Genomic DNA, 15,343 nt, shown 5'->3' with positions numbered 1-15,343 from the left:
GTCAGGCCCCTTCCCGCGCGGGCACCAGCTCGCGGCAGAAGTCGGCGAACGCCTCGGCCGTGGTGAAGCGCGGCTCGAAGCCCAGCTCGGTGCGCATCCGGGTGGTGTCCACCCCTCGACCGTAGGTGAGGAACCCCAGCTGCTCGGGGGAGAAGTCCGAGACGCGGGCCTGTCGCATGGTGGCGCCGAGCCGTCCGACGGCGAAGCCCGGCAGGGCGACCGACGGCTTGCCGAGGCGGCGTACGGCCTGGCTCAGCGTCATCACCCCGTCGCCGGCGACGTTGAAGGTGCCGGGGATGCCGCTGGTCGCCGCGTGGCGCAGCACCCGCATCAGGTCGTCCTCGTGCAGCAGCTGCAGGCGGGGGTCGAAGCCCAGCACCCGCGGGATCACGGGCAGCCGGAAGTAGCCGGTGAGCGGGCTGGTGACGTGGGGGCCCACGACGTTGGCCGCCCGGATCATCGTGACGTCGACGTCGGGACGTCGGCGGGCGAAGCCGCGCACGTAGCCCTCGATCTCGTAGACGTCCTTGCCGTAGCCCGACGAGGGCAGGCGCTTGGGCCCCATGTCCTCGGTGAACATCGCCGGGTCGCGGGGACCTGAGCCGTAGACGGTGGTCGTCGACTTCACGACCAGCCGCTCGACGGTCGCCGACTTCTGGCACGCAGCGAGCAGCTGCATGGAGCCGATGACGTTGAGCTCCTTCATCGTCCCCCGCCCGCCGGCGGAGCCGGGCGTGGCGATCAGGCTCATGTGGACGACGGTGTCGACGTCCTCCTTGGCGATGACCTTGGCGATGACCGGGTTGCGGATGTCAGCCCGGACGAACGAGACGTCGCCGATGTCACCACGCGGCGGGACGGCGTCCACGCCGATGACTCGATCGATGGACGGGTCGGCAGCCGCGGCGCGCGCGAATCGTCGCCCGATGTCCCGGGAGATCCCGGTGACCAGCACGACCCGCCCCATGGTCGAGGGGTGTTACTTGCCGAGCTTGCGCCGCTGGACGCGCGTCTTCTTGAGAAGCTTGCGGTGCTTCTTCTTGGCCATGCGCTTGCGCCGCTTCTTGATGACAGAACCCACGTGATTCAGACCTTTCCTTGCGACCGACGTGTGCGTCGGTCGGACCCGCACACCCTACTTGCCGGGTGCGAGGACCGCGGAATCGAGTCGGACCCGTGGATCCGGCGGCTCAGCCGGCGTTGTAGAAGCTCTTGCGGAGGTAGTCGTTGACGTCGTCCTCGCGGACGCGGAACGAGCGGCCCACGCGGACGGCGGGGAGCTCACCCCCGTGCACGAGCCGGTAGACCGTCATCTTCGAGACCCGCATGCGGGCCGCGACCTCGGCGATGGTCAGGAAATGCGCCTCGGAGAGGTCGCCTGGGGTGTTGTCAGCCATCGTGTGTGCACCGATCCTTCTGCGCGGAACGGCGCCGGCTTCCCCACCGGCGTCACAGGCGTGCCGCTCCCGCTGACAATAGGGCTCGCGTGACGCGTGGGGAAGAGGAACGCTGGAGAAACTTGTGGGACGTCGGCGTGTCGGGTTGCATCGACCGCCCTCCGGGTCAAGCCGGGTCAGGGCAGCGGGTCGAGGCCGTGCAGCGGGAACACCTCGCTGCGGGTGGCGTTGATGGCCCGGTCGAGCCAGGTCTCGGGGTCGTAGCCCGACGCCCAGTCGCGGTAGGCCGGGGTCCGGCCGTCGGTCATCCGGTGCGGCGGGGTGGCCCCGAGCACCTCCTCGACGTACGCCCGCCACCCGGGCGGCGTCGACAGCTCGGGGTCGAGCGGGGAGCCCGCGACGATCGCCAGCAGGTGCGTCCACGCGCGCGGCACGACGTCGACGACGGCGTAGCCGCCGCCGCCGGTGACGACCCAGCGCCCGTCGGCCACCTCGTGCGCCAGCTCGTGCAGCGCGAGGTAGGCCGCGCGCTGGCCGTCCACGCTCAGCATCATGTGGGCGAGCGGGTCGTTCATGTGGGAGTCGCAGCCGTGCTGGGTGACGAGCACCTGGGGCGCGAACTCGCGCAGCACGGGCGGCACGACCGCGTGGTAGGCGCGCAGCCAGCCGGCGTCGGAGGTGCCGGGCGGCAGCGCCACGTTGACGGCGGTGCCCTCGGCGCCCTTGCCGCCGACGTCGCTCGGGAAGCCGGTGCCGGGGAAGAGCATCTGCCCGGTCTCGTGCAGGGAGACGGTGAGGACGCGCGGGTCGTCCCAGAAGACCTTCTCGACGCCGTCGCCGTGGTGGACGTCGATGTCGATGTAGGCGACCCGCTCGACGCCGTCGGCCAGCAGCTGGGTGATCCCGACCGCGACGTCGTTGTAGATGCAGAACCCGCTCGCCTTGCCGGGCATCGCGTGGTGCAGGCCGCCGGCGATGCTGACCGAGTGCAGCGACTCCCCGCTCCACACCTGGCGGCACGCCTCCAGGGTCGCCCCCACCACGTGGGCGCTGGCGCGGTGCATGTCGGCGAAGACGGGGTCGTCGTCCGTGCCGAGGCCCCGCGCGGCGTCCTCGAAGCCGGGCGTCGCCCCGGCCCGCGTGACGGCGTCGATGAGGCCGCGCTCGTGCACCGTGGCGATCTGCTCGTCGGTCGCCACGGGGGCGTCGACGCGCTTGAGGCCGTCCAGCACGCCGAGCTCGTCGGCGAGGCGCATGGTCAGGTCGACGCGCACGGGCGACATCGGGTGGGTGGGACCGAAGTCGTACTCCGTCAGGGTCTGGTCGAACACCACTGACGCAGGCCCGTCGCACTCCATGCGGCGGACGTTACTCCCACCCCGGCGGTTGTCCGAGCGCCGGGACGATCACGACAGCCGGCCGGTGCGGGCGATCGACTCCATCTGCTCGACGCTGATCGACGGCGAAGCGAGCCCGGTGAGCCGTCCACCCCACCGCACGGGCGACTGCACCAGCAGGACGGTCGACCCGGTGGCGGGGTCGGTGCCGACCCACACCTTCGCGGCGGCACCGGCCTCGAGCTCGACGGGGCGCGCCCAGTCGGGCAGCTGCCCGGGGTCGTAGACGCGGAGGAGCTGGTCCCCCACGGCGACGTCGTCGGCGTCCCGCTCGACGGTGAAGGTCATCCCGGCGAGCCGGATCTCCTCGGCCACCGTGCGCACGCCGGCCGGCGACGAGGAGGCGTCGGCCGCCGTCGGCGACGGGGCGGGGGGAGCGGTCGAGGGGCCGGTGGAGCCGGCCACCAGCGCGGCGGCGGCCACCGCTCCCGCGACGGGGAGGGCCAGCAGTCCCGGACGGGCCCACGCGGGCCGGGTCCGCGCCCGCGGGACGGGGCCGGCGTAGGTGAGGTCGGCGGCTTCCTCGGCGAACGCGGCGCGGAGCCGGCGGGTCAGGTCATCGTCGGTGAGCATCGGTCTTCTCCCTGTCACTGGTGAGTGCGGCCCGGAGTCGTTCCAAGGCGCGTGCGGTCTGTGACTTGACCGTCCCCGTCGAGCACCCGAGCGCCGCGGCGGTGTCGGCGACGCTGAGGTCGTCGAAGTACCGCAGCACCAGCACCGCGCGCTGCCCGGCGGGCAGCTGCCGTGCGGCGCGCAGGATCTGGTCGCGGTCGGCCACCCCGTCGGTCACCGGCACGGCCACGTCGGCCTCCAGCGGGGCCTCGCCCGGCCGCCGGCCCAACGCCCGCCAGCGGTCCTTGGCGAGGTTGACGACCACACGCCTGGCGTACGCCTCGGGCTCGCGACGTGCGCTCGGCCAGCGGCGCGCGGTGCGCAGCAGGGCCGTCTGCACGATGTCCTCGGCGTGTCCACGGTCCCCGCACAGCAGGTACGCCGTGCGGAGCAGCCGGTCGGAGGACCGGCGGACGAACGCGTCGAAGGCGGGCTGCTCGGCGCGGGCGATCATCGGGTCGGGTCTTTCGTCACACCCACCAGAACTCCGCCCCCGGCGGTCGGGTTGTCGCGCGTCAGCTGCCCTCGGCCAGCTCACGGGATCGGTTGCGCGCGGCCTCCATCGCCGCCAGGAAGGCGGCCCGCACGCGGTGGACCTCCAGCTCGCGCAGCGCGGAGGCGGTCGTGCCGCCGGGAGAGGTGACCTGCTCGCGCAGCACGACGGGGTGGCTGCCGGTCTCGCGGAGCATCGCGGCGGAGCCGACGAGCGTCTGCACGACGAGGTCGGTCGCGGTGGCCCGGGGCAGCCCCAGGTGCACGCCCGCCTCGATCATCGACTCGACGACGAAGAAGATGTAGGCCGGGCCCGAGCCGGAGATCGCGGTGACCGCGTCCATCTGCTTCTCGGGGATGCGCAGCACCTTGCCCGTCGACGCCATCAACGACTCGGCCTCGGCGAGGTGCGAGTCGTCGCAGTGCGAGCCGGGCGCGATCGCGGCCATCCCCTCGTCGACGAGCGCCGGGGTGTTGGGCATGACGCGGACGACGGCGACCCCGTCGGGCACCCGCGACTCGATGTAGGCCGTCGTGATGCCGGCGGCCAGCGAGACCAGCAGCTGGCCGGCCCGCAGCACGGGGGCGATCTCCTCGAGGACGTCGGCCATGTCCTGCGGCTTGACCACGAGTGCCACGGTGTCGGCCTTGGCGGCGGCCTCGCGGTTGGAGACCACGGCGACGCCGTAGCGCTCCTCGAGCTCACGGGCCCGCTCGGCCCGCTTCTCGCCGACCATGAGCTGGTCGACCCGCCGACCGGCGCGCACCAGCCCGGACAGCAGGGTCTCCCCCATCACGCCGGCGCCGATGATCCCTGTGCTCATGTCGGCAATCTACTGCGTCGGCTACTTCTTCGAGACCAGCGAGCGCGCGAAGAACGCGAGGTTGCTGGGCTTCTCGGCGAGGCGGCGCATCAGGTAGCCGTACCACTCGGTGCCGTAGGGGATGTAGACGCGCACGCTCTCGCCCGCCGCGGCCAGTCGCCTCTGCTCCTCGGGCCGGATGCCGTAGAGCATCTGGAACTCGTAGGTGCCCGGGCGGCGGCCGAAGCGGCTCGCCAGCGCCGAGGCGATCTTCACCATCCGCGGGTCGTGGGTGGCGATCATCGGGTAGCCCTGGCCGCCGAGCAGCACCTTGAGGCACCGCACGTAGGACTTGTCGATGTCGGCGCGGTCCTGGAACGCGACCCGCTCGGGCTCCATGTAGGCGCCCTTGCACAGCCGCACCCGCGAGCCCTCGTAGGCCAGCGCACGGCAGTCGGCCTCCGTGCGGCGCAGCATCGCCTGCAGCACCGCCCCGGTCTCGGGGAAGTCCTTGCGGAGCTCGCGCAGGATCGCCAGCGTCGAGTCGGTGGTGGTGTGGTCCTCCATGTCGAGGGTCACCGTCGTGCCGGCGTTGCGGGCGGCGCGGCAGATGTCGCGCGCGTTCTCGAGCGCCACCTTGTGGCCGTTGTCGGGCAGCGACTGACCGATGGCGGTGAGCTTGACCGACACCTCGGCCTGGGGCGCCAGGCCCTTGGCCGCGAGGTCGGCGAGCAGCTCCTTGTAGGCGGCGACGGTGGCGTCGGCCAGGGCCGCGTCCGTCGTGTCCTCGCCGAGGTAGTCGAGCGAGACCCGCAGGCCGTCCTCGACGAGCGTGGAGGTCGCCGCGACCGCGTCGGCCGTCGTCTCGCCGGGCACGTAGCTCCTCACCACGGAGCTCGACACGGGCATCGTGGAGACGAGCCGCTGGACCCCCTGGCTGCGGGCGAGGAGGAGGATCGGCTGGCGGAGCAACGACATGGCGGCAAGGCTACGCCGACCCTCCACCACACCTTCACGGCTCCTCCACCCGCCCGAGCGCGCCCCCTCCTAGCGTCGAGGAATGACCTCCCGCCGCCCCTCCCGGCTCCCGTCCGACACCGCGACGTACGCCCTCGCCCTGGCCGTGTCGGCCGGCACCGTGGCGTTCCTGCTGCTCGGCATCGGCGCCCTGGGCATCGTGGGCGACGGCGAGCGCGACTGGCTCTACCTGGCCGCGCCGGCGGCGCTGCTCGTCGTCGCGGCGGCCACCCGCCTCCGACCGCGCGGCATGGTGCTCGCCCTGGGCAGCGCGGCGGTGGCCACCGTCGTGGCGGGCGCGGTGGCCGTCGTGCTGGTCGTCGCCGACGACACGGCGGGCTCGATCGCCGACGTCGTGATGCTGACCGCGATGTACGCCGCCCTGTTCGCGGTGGGCGGGTGGCTCTTCAGCCGGGTCAGGGGGTCCGGCGCCTGAGGGTGGCCGCGCCGAGCGCGAGCGAGGCGATCGCGAAGCCCGCGACCACCGCGACCGAGCGCCACACCGCGGCGACGTCGGCGGCGCCGACCAGCTCCTGCATCGCGTCGACCGCGTACGACATGGGGAGCACATCGCTGATCGCCGCCAGCACCGTCGGCATCGCCTCGCGCGGCACGAAGAGCCCGCAGAGCAGCACCTGCGGCAGCACGAACGCCGGCATGAACTGCACCGCCTGGAACTCGGTGGTCGCGAAGGCGCTCACGAGCAGGCCGAGCGCGGTGCCGAGGACGGCGTCGGCCACCGCGACCACGCCGAGCAGCCACACCGGGCCCTCGACGTCCAGTCCGAGCAGGCCGACGCTCACGGCCACGGCCAGCACCGACTGCACCGCGGCGAGCAGGCCGAACGCCAGCGCGTAGCCCAGCAGCAGGTCGAGCTTGCCCATCGGCATCGTCAGGAGCCGCTCGAGGGTGCCGGAGGAGCGCTCGCGCAGCGTCGTCACGCTCGTCACCAGGAACATCACGATGAAGGGGAACATCGCCAGCAGGCCCGGACCGAAGCGGTCGAAGGCGTCGCCGGGGACGTCCTCGAACATCCACCACAGCAGGGTGATCAGGACGCACGGGACGATCAGCAGCATGGCCAGGGTGCGGTGGTCGCGACGGACCTGGGTCAGCACGCGACCGGCGACGGCGAGCGTGACGCGGGTGCTCATGCGGCGTCCCCGCGCTGCTCGACGAGGTGGAGGAACGCCTCCTCGACGTCGCGGGCGCCGGTCCGGGTGCGGATCTCCTCGGGCGAGCCGTCGGCGATGATCCGGCCCTCGCGCATCAGCAGCAGCCGGTGGCACCGCTCGGCCTCGTCCATGACGTGGCTCGAGACCAGCACGGCGGCGCCGCCGTCGGCGATGCGGTGGAACAGCTCCCACAGGTCGCGCCGCAGCACCGGGTCGAGCCCGACCGTCGGCTCGTCGAGCACCAGCAGGTCGGGCGTGCCGAGGAGCGCGACGGCGAGGCTGGCCCGGCTGCGCTGGCCGCCGGAGAGCCGGCCCACGACCTGGTCGCGGTGGTCGTCGAGCCCGACCGCGGCGACCGCCCGGTCCACCTGGTCGCGGTCGACGCCGAGCACGCGGGCGAAGAAGGTGAGGTTCTCGGCGAGGGTCAGGTCGTCGTAGACGCTGGCGGCCTGCGTCACGTAGCCGACCCGCGTGCGCAGCGGGCGGCTGCCCGCCGGCTCCCCCAGCACCTCGACGGCGCCCGACCTGACCCGTTGTGCCCCGACCAGACACCGCATCAGGGTGGTCTTGCCGCAGCCGCTCGGCCCGAGCAGCCCGGTGACCCCGGGCGACACGTCGAGGGAGATGCCCGGCAGCACCTCGCGCTCGCCCCGCACGACGACGAGGTCGCGCACCTCCACCACGTTTTTCATCATGTGTTGAATTGTGCGCGCACGGCTTCGCCCCCGTCAACCCCTCGACCGGGCGCGGGCGCGGCTAGGGAAGGTCGCCGGTGAGGTAGTGCTGGAGGACGGGGCCGACGCGCGCCACGACGTCGTCCGCCGGCATCTGGGCCATCGCCGGGACGGCGAGCAGGTAGCGCGCGACGATCAGGCCCACCACCTGGCTGGCCACGAGCGGCACCCGCACCTCGGGGCGGTCGGGCACGAGCCCGGCGAGCACCGGGCCGACCACGACGGGGATGAACGCGTCGCGCACCAGGCCGCCGGTGTCGTCGGCCACCAGCGACCGCACCATCGCGAGCAGCCCCGGCTGGACCTCCGGGTCGTCCCAGACGCCGAGGAACGCCCGCAGCAGCCGCTCGCCGGCGCCGTCCGGGCCGGCGGCGACCACCGGCGCGAGCACCTCGCGAGGGTCGACCGGGATCTCGAGGGCGGCGACGAAGAGGTCGTCCTTGCTGCCGAAGTAGTGGTGCACCAGCGCCGGGTCGACCCCCGCCGCGGCGGCGACGGCGCGGATCGTCGTGCCGCGGAAGCCCTTCTCGGCGAACGACGCCCGCGCGGCGGAGAGCACCTCGGCGCGGGTGTCGGGAGCGCCGGGGCGCCGACCCCGGGCGGAGCGGGAGGCGGCCGGCGCGCTCACGGCGTCGCCACGGCCAGGTGCGCGCGGGCGAACTCCAGTGACTCGACCAGGTCGGCCTCGCGCTCGGCGCGGTCGGCGGCGCGCCGGGTGTTGATCTCCAGCACGACGTGGCCGGTGAAGCCCGTGCCGGCGAGGTGGCGCAGGAATCCCCCGGCGTCCATCACGCCGCGGCCCGGCACGAGGTGCTCGTCCCTGCCCGAGCCCGTGCCGTCGGTGAGGTGGACGTGGCGCAGGCTGGCACCCATCCGGTCGGCCATCGCGACCACGTCACTGCGGGCGATGGCGGCGTGGGAGAGGTCGATGGTGGTGTGGGCGTAGTCCTCGGCGCTGGGGTCCCAACCGGGGAGGTACATCTCCATGCCGCGGCGCGAGGACGCCCGCCACGGATACATGTTCTCGACCGCGAAGGCGATGCCCGTGCGCGCCTCGAGGGAGGCGATGCCCTCGACGAAGCCGGCGGCGTAGTCCTTCTGCCACCGGAACGGCGGGTGCACCACCACGACGTCGGCGCCGACCGCCTCGGCCATCTCGGCGGACCGCTCGAGCTTGACCCACGGGTCGGTGCCCCAGACCCGCTGCGTGAAGAGCAGGCACGGCGCGTGGACGGCGCAGATGGGGACCTCGTGGTGCTCGCTGAGCTTCCTGACCGCGTCGACCTCCTGGCTGAGGGTGTCGATGCCGACCATCACCTCGACCGCGTCGTAGCCCAGCCGCGCGGCCCATCCGAAGGCGTGCGCGGTCGACTCGGGGTAGACCGAGGCGGTCGAGAGTCCGATGAGGGGAGCCATCGTCAGCGCGGCCTCGTGACGATGGAGATCTGGTCGAGCCGCTCCAGGATCACGCCCTCGCGCAGCGCCCAGGGGCAGACCTCGAGCGCGGTCAGGTCGAAGATGTCCATGCACGCCTCGGCGACGATCGCGCCCGGCACGATCTGGTGGGTGCGGCTCGGCGAGACGCCCGGCAGGTCGGCGAGCTCGGCGGGCGACATGTCGACGAGCTTGGGGATCCAGCTCGACAGCGCCTGCAGCTCGATCGAGCGCGGCACGAGCTGCCCGTCGCCGCTCGGCGCGGCGCCGCAGATGCGCGCGAGCGAGCGGAACGTCTTCGAGGTGGCCGCAGCCCGGTCGGGCGAGCCCCCGCGCAGGAGGTGCCCGGCGTCGCGGGCGATCTCGGCCCGCACCTGCTTGCGCAGCTCGCGCACCTCCTCGTCGGAGGGCCGGCCGCCGCCGAACCACGCCCGTGCCACCCGGGCGGCACCGAGCGGGAGGGACCAGGCGACGTCGGGCGCCTCGTCCGACCCGCCGGCGATCTCCAGCGAGCCGCCGCCGATGTCGAAGACGGCGAGCCGGCCGGCCGACCAGCCGAACCAGCGGCGTACGGCCAGGAACGTCAACCGCGCCTCGTCCTCGCCGGACAGCACGCCGAGCCGGACCCCGCTGTGCTCCTCGACGTGGGCGAGCACCTCGTCGGCGTTGACCGAGTCGCGCACCGCGGAGGTCGCGAAGGCGAGCATCTCCTCGCACCCCTTGTCCTCGGCGATCCGCGTCGCCGAGGCGCAGAAGTCGGTGAGGGCGTCGATGCCCTCGGCAGTGACCGCGCCCTCCTCGTCGAGGTGCTCGGCCAGGCGCAGCGGCTGCTTGTGGGAGGACGCCGGGAGCGGCGCCGCCCCGCCGTGCGCGTCGACCACCAGCAGGTGGCCGGTGTTGGAGCCGATGTCGAGGACGCCCAGGCGCATACCCGCAACGCTACTAGGCTTGCCACGTGCCCGAAGTCGACCTCGTCTTCCCTCGCGCGTACGTCGAGTTCGCCGACCCGGCCGACGACGCCCAGGTCTTCCGCTGCGACCTGACGTGGCTGACCTCCGCCTACACCTGCATCTTCGGCAACGGCTGCCAGGGCATCTACGCCGACGCCCCCGACGTCGGCTGCTGCACCCTGGGCGCCCACTTCGCCGACCGCGACGACGAGCGTCGGGTCAAGGCCTTCGTCGCCGAGCTCGGCCCCGACGACTGGCAGCTGCACCCCGGGCGGGCGGTCCGCACGTCCGACTGGGTCGACACCGACGACGACGGCGAGCGCAAGACGCGCGTGGTCGAGGTCGACGGGCAGCAGGCGTGCGTCTTTCACAACCGCACCGACTTCAGCAACGCGAGCGGGCACGTCGGCGCCGGTTGCGCCCTCCACGGCCTCGCGCTGCGCCAGGGGCGCAACCCGCTCGAGACCAAGCCCGACGTGTGCTGGCAGCTGCCGATCCGGCGCCAGTTCCGCGAGGTCGAGCGGCAGGACGGCACGAGCTACACCGAGGTCTCCATCGGCGAGTACGACCGCCGCGGCTGGGGACCCGGCGGCCACGACCTCGACTGGTACTGCTCGGGCAACACCGAGGCCCACGTCGCGCCCGAGCCGGTCTACCTCACCCACGAGCCCGAGCTCGTCGAGCTGATGGGTGCCGAGGCGTACGCCGAGCTGGTGCGCCACTGCGACGCGCACGTGGTCTCGCGCTCGGCGCTCGCGCTGCACCCCGCGTCACCGCGCCACTTCTGAGCGGCGGCACGCAAAAGTCCCGGACACCCCCTGTGACGCGGGTGTGACGTGCATTACCTTCGTCGGGTGGTCCCTTCCCCTCCTCCCCCGTCCGAGGGATCCGGCCCCGCCGGCACCCTCGGGATCTGGTTCATCGGCGCGCGTGGCTCACTGGCCACGACCGCGACCATCGGCCTGAGCGCGCTCGCCGCCCACCTGACCGACGAGACCGGCTGCGTGTGCTCCCACCCCGACCTCGACGCCCGGGGCCTGGCGGCCTACGCCGACATCGTCGTCGGCGGCCACGACGTCGACACGCTCCCGCTGGTCAAGCAGGCCGAGCGCCTCGTGGCCGGCGGCGTCGTGCCCGGCGTCCTCGCCCGCCAGGTCACCTCGGAGCTCGAGCACGCCGAGGCGCGGCTGCGAGCCGGCGTCCGCGGCCACTCCGGCGACCAGCGCGCCGACGTCGAGCGCCTCGCGGCCGACATCCGCGACTTCGGCGCCGGCCTCGACCACGTCGTGGTCGTCGACGTCTCCAGCACCGAGGCGCCCCACGACGCCGGACCCGACGCCGCCGACTGGGCCGGCCTGCAGGACGCCTGGGCGCAGGGGCGCGCACCGCTGTCGACGAGCTCGGTCTACGCCTGCGCCGCCGTGCTCGCCGGAGCGGCCTACGTCGCCTTCACGCCGAGCCCGGGCATCGACGTGCCGGCGCTGCGCGAGCTCGCCGACGAGCGCGGCGTGGCCTACGCCGGCAGCGACGGCAAGACCGGCGAGACGCTGGTGAAGTCGGCCCTCGCGCCGATGTTCTCCACCCGCTCGCTGGCCGTGCGGTCGTGGACCTCGGTCAACCTGCTCGGCGGCGGCGACGGCTCCACGCTCTCCGACCCCGCCGCCCGCGAGAGCAAGACCAGCACCAAGCGCTCGGGCCTGGAGTCGATGCTCGGCCACCCGGTGCCCGGCCCCATGCACATCGACTACGTCGAGGACCTCGGCGACTGGAAGACCGCGTGGGACCACGTCCGCTTCGACGGCTTCCTCGGCACCCGGATGACGATGCAGTTCACCTGGGAGGGCTGCGACTCGGCGCTGGCCGCGCCGCTCGTGCTCGACCTCGCCCGGCTGACCGGCCGCGCCGTCGCGGTGGGTGAGAGCGGGCCGCTGTCCGCGCTCGGGTTCTTCTTCAAGCAGCCGCTGGGCTCGCAGGAGCACCGCCTCGCCCAGCAGTGGGAGGCCCTGCTCTCCTGGTCGACGGCGTGCGCCGACCGGGTGGCGACGTGAGGCTCGCCGACCTCGTCGAGCTGACCCGTGCCCCCGCCGCGCTCTCGATCCCGGGGGACGCGTGGGCCGGTGCCGCGCATGCCGGGGTCGCGGGACGCGGGTGGGCGATGCCACTCGCCTCGACGTGCCTCTACTGGTCGGGCATGGCCCTCAACGACTGGTGCGACCGCGGCGTCGACGCCGAGGAGCGCCCCGAGCGCCCGATCCCGTCCGGTCGGGTCGGCGCCGAGACCGCCCTCGCCGTCGCCGCCGGCCTCGGCGCAGCCGGCCTCGGTGTCGCCGCGCTGCTCGGCGGACGTTCGGCCGTCGCGGTGGCGGCCCCGCTCGCGCTGATGGTGGTCGGCTACGACGCGGCCGCCAAGGACACGCCGCTCGGGCCGCTGGCGATGGCCTCGACACGGGGGCTCGACGTCCTGCTCGGCGCCCACGCCTCGCCCGCTGCAGCGTGGCAGCCCGCCCTCGCGATGACCGCCCACACCGCCGGCCTCACCTGGCTCAGCCGTGGCGAGGTGCACGGCACCCGTCCGGAGGTCGCGGCCGCGGCGACCGCCGCCACGCTGGTGGTGGCCGCCGCGACGGCCCATGCCGCGTTCTACGAGGCGCGCACGGGTCGCCTCGCCCGGCTCACCGGGGTCGGCCTGTCGGCGGCCTACGCCGTCGTCGTCGGCCGCGCCCAGGCCCGCGCGGTGCGGCGGCCCACGGCCGAGGCCGCGCGGGCCGCCACCCGCACCGGCATCGGGGGGTTCTCCCTGCTGCAGGGCGCGTGGCTGGCGCGCCGCGGCCGGCTCCCGGCCGCCGCCACGGTCGTCGGCGCCGGACCTGCCTACCGGGCGCTCTCGCGCCGGTGGAGCCCGACGTGAGCGCGGCGGGACGGAGCCCCCTGCGCCTGGGCTACGGCAGCAACGGCTTCTCCGGCCACCGCTTCCCCGACGCCTGCGAGGTGATCGCGGGGCTCGGCTACGACGGCGTCGCCCTCACCCTCGACCAGCCGCACCTCGACCCGTTCGCCGACGACGCGGGCGCCCAGACCGCCCGCGCCGCGAAGTCGCTGGCCGACCACGGGCTGGCCGTCGTCATCGAGACCGGCTCGCGATTCGTGCTCGACCCGTGGCGCAAGCACGAGCCGACCCTGGTCAGCGACGGCGACCGCGGCCCGCGGATCGAGCTGCTGACCCGCGCCGTGCGGATCGCGGCCGAGCTCGGCGCCGAGGCGATGTCGTGCTGGTCGGGCGTGCTGCCCGAGGGGACGAGAGCCGAGGAGGGCTGGCGACGGCTCACCGACGGGCTCGGCCCCGTCCTCGACCTCGCCCACGAGCTGGGGGTCGTCGTCTGCGTCGAGCCCGAGCCCGGCATGCACGTCGACACCGTCGACGAGGCGCTCGAGCTGCGCCGGCGGCTCGGCGAGCCTGACCACCTCCGGCTCACCCTCGACCTCGGCCACCTGGTGTGCAACGAGCCGCGCAGCCCTCAGGCGTCCGTCGCCGTCGCCGGCAGCCTCATCGGCAACGTGCAGGTCGACGACATGGTCCGCGACGTGCACGAGCACCTCGAGCTGGGCCAGGGCACGCTCGACCTCGACGCCGTCCTCGGCGCGCTGGTGGCGACCGGCTTCGCCGGCCTGGCCAGCGTCGAGCTGCCCCGCCACTCCCACGCGGCGCCCACGGTGGCCGCACGTCAGATCGCCGCCCTGCGCGCCTCGCTGGCGCGCCTCGCGGACGCCGAGAGCGAAGGACCCACGCCGTGACCGACATCCGTCCGCTCGCCGACCACGACGCCATCCGGAGCGCGCTCGACGACGCCGCGCGCGCCCGGTGGGAGGCCATGAACGCCGAGGTCGCCGAGGACCCGTCCCGGCTCGGCCGGACGTTCCCCGCCGCGGCGCGCACGACCGGTCGTGGACCGCTGCCGGGCGCCGACGGCGTGCTGCTGGAGGACGCGGTGCGCGTTCGGCTGGTGGTCGAGGCGGCGCGGTCGCTCGACGCCGCGGCCCTCCTCGCCGAGCTGGGCGAGGTCTACCGCTACGGCGACAACGACGAGAAGCGCGCCGTGCTCCACGCCCTGGCCGGAGCACCCGACGAGGTCGACGGCACCGACCTGCTGCTCGACGCGCTGCGCACCAACGACACCCGTCTCGTCGCCGCGGCGATGGGACCGCACAGCGACCGGCTCGACGACGACGCGTGGCGCCAGGGCGTCCTCAAGTGCCTGTTCACCGGCGTCCCCGTCGCGTCGGTCACCGGCCTCTCCCGGCGCGCCGACCGCGAGCTGGCCGAGATGGTGCAGCGCTACCAGCGCGAGCGCGAGGCGGCCGGGCGCGACGTACCCCCCGACGTGCAGGTCGTGCTCGACGCCTGCGGCGCCTCCCCCGAGAAGCAGCCCGAGAAGCAGAAGGACTCCTGATGCGCATCTTCGACCCGCACATCCACATGACCTCGCGCACCACCGACGACTACGAGGCGATGCACGCCGCGGGCGTCCGCGCGCTGGTCGAGCCGGCGTTCTGGCTGGGCCAGCCGCGCACCAACGTCGGCTCGTTCACCGACTACTTCGACGCGCTGGTGGGCTGGGAGCGGTTCCGCGCCTCGCAGTTCGGCATCGTCCACCACTGCACGATCGCGCTCAACCCCAAGGAGGCCAACGACCCCCGGTGCGCCGAGGTGCTCGACGTGCTCCCCCGCTACCTCGCCAAGGACGGCGTGGTGGCGGTCGGCGAGGTCGGGTTCGACTCGATGACGGTCGAGGAGGAGAAGGCGTTCGTGCGGCAGCTGGAGCTGGCGGTCGAGTTCGCGCTCCCGGCGATGGTCCACACCCCGCACCGCGACAAGGAGCAGGGCACCCGCCGCACCCTGGAGCTGGTCACCGAGTCGGGACTGGCCCCCGGGATGGTCGTCGTCGACCACCTCAACGAGGTCACCGTCGACCAGGTCGACGAGGCCGGCTGCTGGATGGGCTTCTCGGTCTACCCCGACACCAAGATGGACGAGCACCGCATGGTCGCGATCCTCCAGCGCCGCGGGCTCGACCGGGTGCTGGTCAACTCCGCCGCCGACTGGGGCCGCAGCGACCCCCTCAAGACCGCGAAGACCGGTGCGGCGATGCTCGAGGCGGGCTTCTCCGAGGACGACGTCGACCGCGTGCTGTGGCGCAACCCCGTGGAGTTCTTCGCCCAGAGCGGCCGGCTGATGATCGACCCCGACGCGACGGACGGCACCGACGGGACGGGCGCCGGCGACGCCTCGGCGACCTTCGAGGGCAACTCGATCCTGCGCGGCTCGCGGGACTGA

At 73.8% G+C, this 15,343-nt stretch carries 20 protein-coding genes; 7 read left to right on the top strand and 13 right to left on the bottom strand.

Going from position 1 to position 15,343, the window contains the following annotated elements; genetic code table 11:
- Position 1 precedes the first annotated feature (1 nt).
- The 8 genes from JX575_RS02640 to JX575_RS02605 form a co-directional block, all read right to left on the bottom strand.
- Positions 2-967: an SDR family oxidoreductase gene (locus tag JX575_RS02640; RefSeq protein ID WP_186340133.1), complete on the bottom strand. Its 966-nt coding sequence runs from the start codon at positions 965-967 to the stop codon at positions 2-4.
- Positions 968-979: 12 nt separating this feature from the next.
- Positions 980-1,081, bottom strand: coding sequence for an AURKAIP1/COX24 domain-containing protein (locus JX575_RS02635; RefSeq protein ID WP_008356322.1), 102 nt, complete (start codon positions 1,079-1,081; stop codon positions 980-982).
- A gap of 109 nt (positions 1,082-1,190) precedes the next feature.
- Positions 1,191-1,397, bottom strand: coding sequence for a helix-turn-helix domain-containing protein (locus JX575_RS02630; protein ID WP_186340132.1), 207 nt, complete (start codon positions 1,395-1,397; stop codon positions 1,191-1,193).
- 176 nt (positions 1,398-1,573) lie between these two features.
- Positions 1,574-2,755, bottom strand: a complete 1,182-nt coding sequence (locus JX575_RS02625; protein WP_186340131.1) for an acetoin utilization protein AcuC — start codon at positions 2,753-2,755, stop codon at positions 1,574-1,576.
- A 48-nt stretch (positions 2,756-2,803) separates the two neighbouring features.
- Complete coding sequence (locus JX575_RS02620) at positions 2,804-3,367, bottom strand: hypothetical protein (RefSeq protein WP_186340130.1); 564 nt, start codon at positions 3,365-3,367, stop codon at positions 2,804-2,806.
- Positions 3,351-3,860 carry a SigE family RNA polymerase sigma factor gene (locus JX575_RS02615; protein WP_186340129.1) on the bottom strand — a complete coding sequence of 170 codons (510 nt, stop codon included), beginning with the start codon at positions 3,858-3,860 and terminating at the stop codon, positions 3,351-3,353. Before JX575_RS02615 ends, JX575_RS02620 begins: the two co-directional genes overlap by 17 nt.
- Before the next feature lie 61 nt (positions 3,861-3,921).
- The gene (gene proC, locus JX575_RS02610; protein ID WP_186340128.1) at positions 3,922-4,722 is read right to left on the bottom strand and encodes a pyrroline-5-carboxylate reductase; all 801 of its coding nucleotides are present in this window, start codon (positions 4,720-4,722) and stop codon (positions 3,922-3,924) included.
- A 21-nt stretch (positions 4,723-4,743) separates the two neighbouring features.
- Positions 4,744-5,673 carry a proline dehydrogenase family protein gene (locus tag JX575_RS02605; RefSeq protein ID WP_186340419.1) on the bottom strand — a complete coding sequence of 310 codons (930 nt, stop codon included), beginning with the start codon at positions 5,671-5,673 and terminating at the stop codon, positions 4,744-4,746.
- Positions 5,674-5,761: 88 nt separating this feature from the next.
- Here JX575_RS02605 and JX575_RS02600 point away from each other — a divergent pair, with 88 nt between their 5' ends.
- A complete protein-coding gene (locus JX575_RS02600; protein WP_186340127.1) occupies positions 5,762-6,154 on the top strand; it encodes a hypothetical protein in 393 nt (130 codons plus the stop codon).
- Here JX575_RS02600 and JX575_RS02595 read toward each other — a convergent pair.
- The 5 genes from JX575_RS02595 to JX575_RS02575 form a co-directional block, all read right to left on the bottom strand.
- Positions 6,135-6,872 carry an ABC transporter permease gene (locus JX575_RS02595; RefSeq protein WP_186340126.1) on the bottom strand — a complete coding sequence of 246 codons (738 nt, stop codon included), beginning with the start codon at positions 6,870-6,872 and terminating at the stop codon, positions 6,135-6,137. The genes JX575_RS02600 and JX575_RS02595 overlap by 20 nt on opposite strands.
- The gene (locus JX575_RS02590; RefSeq protein ID WP_186340125.1) at positions 6,869-7,588 is read right to left on the bottom strand and encodes an ABC transporter ATP-binding protein; all 720 of its coding nucleotides are present in this window, start codon (positions 7,586-7,588) and stop codon (positions 6,869-6,871) included. Before JX575_RS02590 ends, JX575_RS02595 begins: the two co-directional genes overlap by 4 nt.
- 61 nt (positions 7,589-7,649) lie before the next feature.
- The gene (locus tag JX575_RS19770; protein WP_277395312.1) at positions 7,650-8,255 is read right to left on the bottom strand and encodes a TetR family transcriptional regulator; all 606 of its coding nucleotides are present in this window, start codon (positions 8,253-8,255) and stop codon (positions 7,650-7,652) included.
- Positions 8,252-9,043 (bottom strand): sugar phosphate isomerase/epimerase, encoded by a 792-nt coding sequence (locus JX575_RS02580; protein ID WP_186340124.1) that lies wholly within the window; start codon positions 9,041-9,043, stop codon positions 8,252-8,254. The genes JX575_RS19770 and JX575_RS02580 overlap by 4 nt, the downstream gene beginning before the upstream one ends.
- 2 nt (positions 9,044-9,045) lie before the next feature.
- Positions 9,046-9,990, bottom strand: a complete 945-nt coding sequence (locus JX575_RS02575; RefSeq protein ID WP_186340123.1) for a Ppx/GppA phosphatase family protein — start codon at positions 9,988-9,990, stop codon at positions 9,046-9,048.
- 26 nt (positions 9,991-10,016) lie between these two features.
- Between JX575_RS02575 and JX575_RS02570 the strand changes: the two genes are divergently transcribed.
- The 6 genes from JX575_RS02570 (at position 10,017) to JX575_RS02545 (ending at position 15,343) form a co-directional block, all read left to right on the top strand.
- On the top strand, positions 10,017-10,799 hold the full coding sequence (locus JX575_RS02570; RefSeq protein WP_186340122.1) for a hypothetical protein: 783 nt from the start codon (positions 10,017-10,019) through the stop codon (positions 10,797-10,799).
- A gap of 66 nt (positions 10,800-10,865) precedes the next feature.
- The gene (locus tag JX575_RS02565; RefSeq protein WP_186340121.1) at positions 10,866-12,059 is read left to right on the top strand and encodes an inositol-3-phosphate synthase; all 1,194 of its coding nucleotides are present in this window, start codon (positions 10,866-10,868) and stop codon (positions 12,057-12,059) included.
- Positions 12,056-12,919, top strand: a complete 864-nt coding sequence (locus tag JX575_RS02560; RefSeq protein WP_186340120.1) for an SCO3242 family prenyltransferase — start codon at positions 12,056-12,058, stop codon at positions 12,917-12,919. The genes JX575_RS02565 and JX575_RS02560 overlap by 4 nt, the downstream gene beginning before the upstream one ends.
- Positions 12,916-13,803, top strand: a complete 888-nt coding sequence (locus tag JX575_RS02555; RefSeq protein WP_241005307.1) for a sugar phosphate isomerase/epimerase family protein — start codon at positions 12,916-12,918, stop codon at positions 13,801-13,803. The genes JX575_RS02560 and JX575_RS02555 overlap by 4 nt, the downstream gene beginning before the upstream one ends.
- The gene (locus JX575_RS02550) at positions 13,800-14,459 is read left to right on the top strand and encodes an EboA domain-containing protein (RefSeq protein ID WP_186340119.1); all 660 of its coding nucleotides are present in this window, start codon (positions 13,800-13,802) and stop codon (positions 14,457-14,459) included. The genes JX575_RS02555 and JX575_RS02550 overlap by 4 nt, the downstream gene beginning before the upstream one ends.
- Positions 14,459-15,343: a TatD family hydrolase gene (locus JX575_RS02545; protein WP_186340118.1), complete on the top strand. Its 885-nt coding sequence runs from the start codon at positions 14,459-14,461 to the stop codon at positions 15,341-15,343. Before JX575_RS02550 ends, JX575_RS02545 begins: the two co-directional genes overlap by 1 nt.

Source organism: Nocardioides sp. zg-1228 (assembly GCF_017086465.1).
GTDB lineage: Bacteria > Actinomycetota > Actinomycetes > Propionibacteriales > Nocardioidaceae > Nocardioides.
The sequence above is the reverse complement of the archived record's forward strand: the minus strand, read 5'-3'. Positions and strand labels throughout refer to the sequence as shown.

Bases quoted from the DNA above. Each gene is read 5' to 3' on its own strand.
- JX575_RS02625 (WP_186340131.1), bottom strand. From the start codon at position 2,755: ATGGAGTGCGACGGGCCTGCGTCAGTGGTGTTCGACCAGACCCTGACG.
- JX575_RS02575 (WP_186340123.1), bottom strand. From the start codon at position 9,990: ATGCGCCTGGGCGTCCTCGACATCGGCTCCAACACCGGCCACCTGCTG.
- JX575_RS02580 (WP_186340124.1), bottom strand. From the start codon at position 9,043: ATGGCTCCCCTCATCGGACTCTCGACCGCCTCGGTCTACCCCGAGTCG.
- JX575_RS02620 (WP_186340130.1), bottom strand. From the start codon at position 3,367: ATGCTCACCGACGATGACCTGACCCGCCGGCTCCGCGCCGCGTTCGCC.
- JX575_RS02630 (WP_186340132.1), bottom strand. From the start codon at position 1,397: ATGGCTGACAACACCCCAGGCGACCTCTCCGAGGCGCATTTCCTGACC.
- JX575_RS02615 (WP_186340129.1), bottom strand. From the start codon at position 3,860: ATGATCGCCCGCGCCGAGCAGCCCGCCTTCGACGCGTTCGTCCGCCGG.
- JX575_RS02600 (WP_186340127.1), top strand. From the start codon at position 5,762: ATGACCTCCCGCCGCCCCTCCCGGCTCCCGTCCGACACCGCGACGTAC.
- JX575_RS02590 (WP_186340125.1), bottom strand. From the start codon at position 7,588: ATGATGAAAAACGTGGTGGAGGTGCGCGACCTCGTCGTCGTGCGGGGC.
- JX575_RS02640 (WP_186340133.1), bottom strand. From the start codon at position 967: ATGGGGCGGGTCGTGCTGGTCACCGGGATCTCCCGGGACATCGGGCGA.
- proC (WP_186340128.1), bottom strand. From the start codon at position 4,722: ATGAGCACAGGGATCATCGGCGCCGGCGTGATGGGGGAGACCCTGCTG.
- JX575_RS02545 (WP_186340118.1), top strand. From the start codon at position 14,459: ATGCGCATCTTCGACCCGCACATCCACATGACCTCGCGCACCACCGAC.
- JX575_RS02595 (WP_186340126.1), bottom strand. From the start codon at position 6,872: ATGAGCACCCGCGTCACGCTCGCCGTCGCCGGTCGCGTGCTGACCCAG.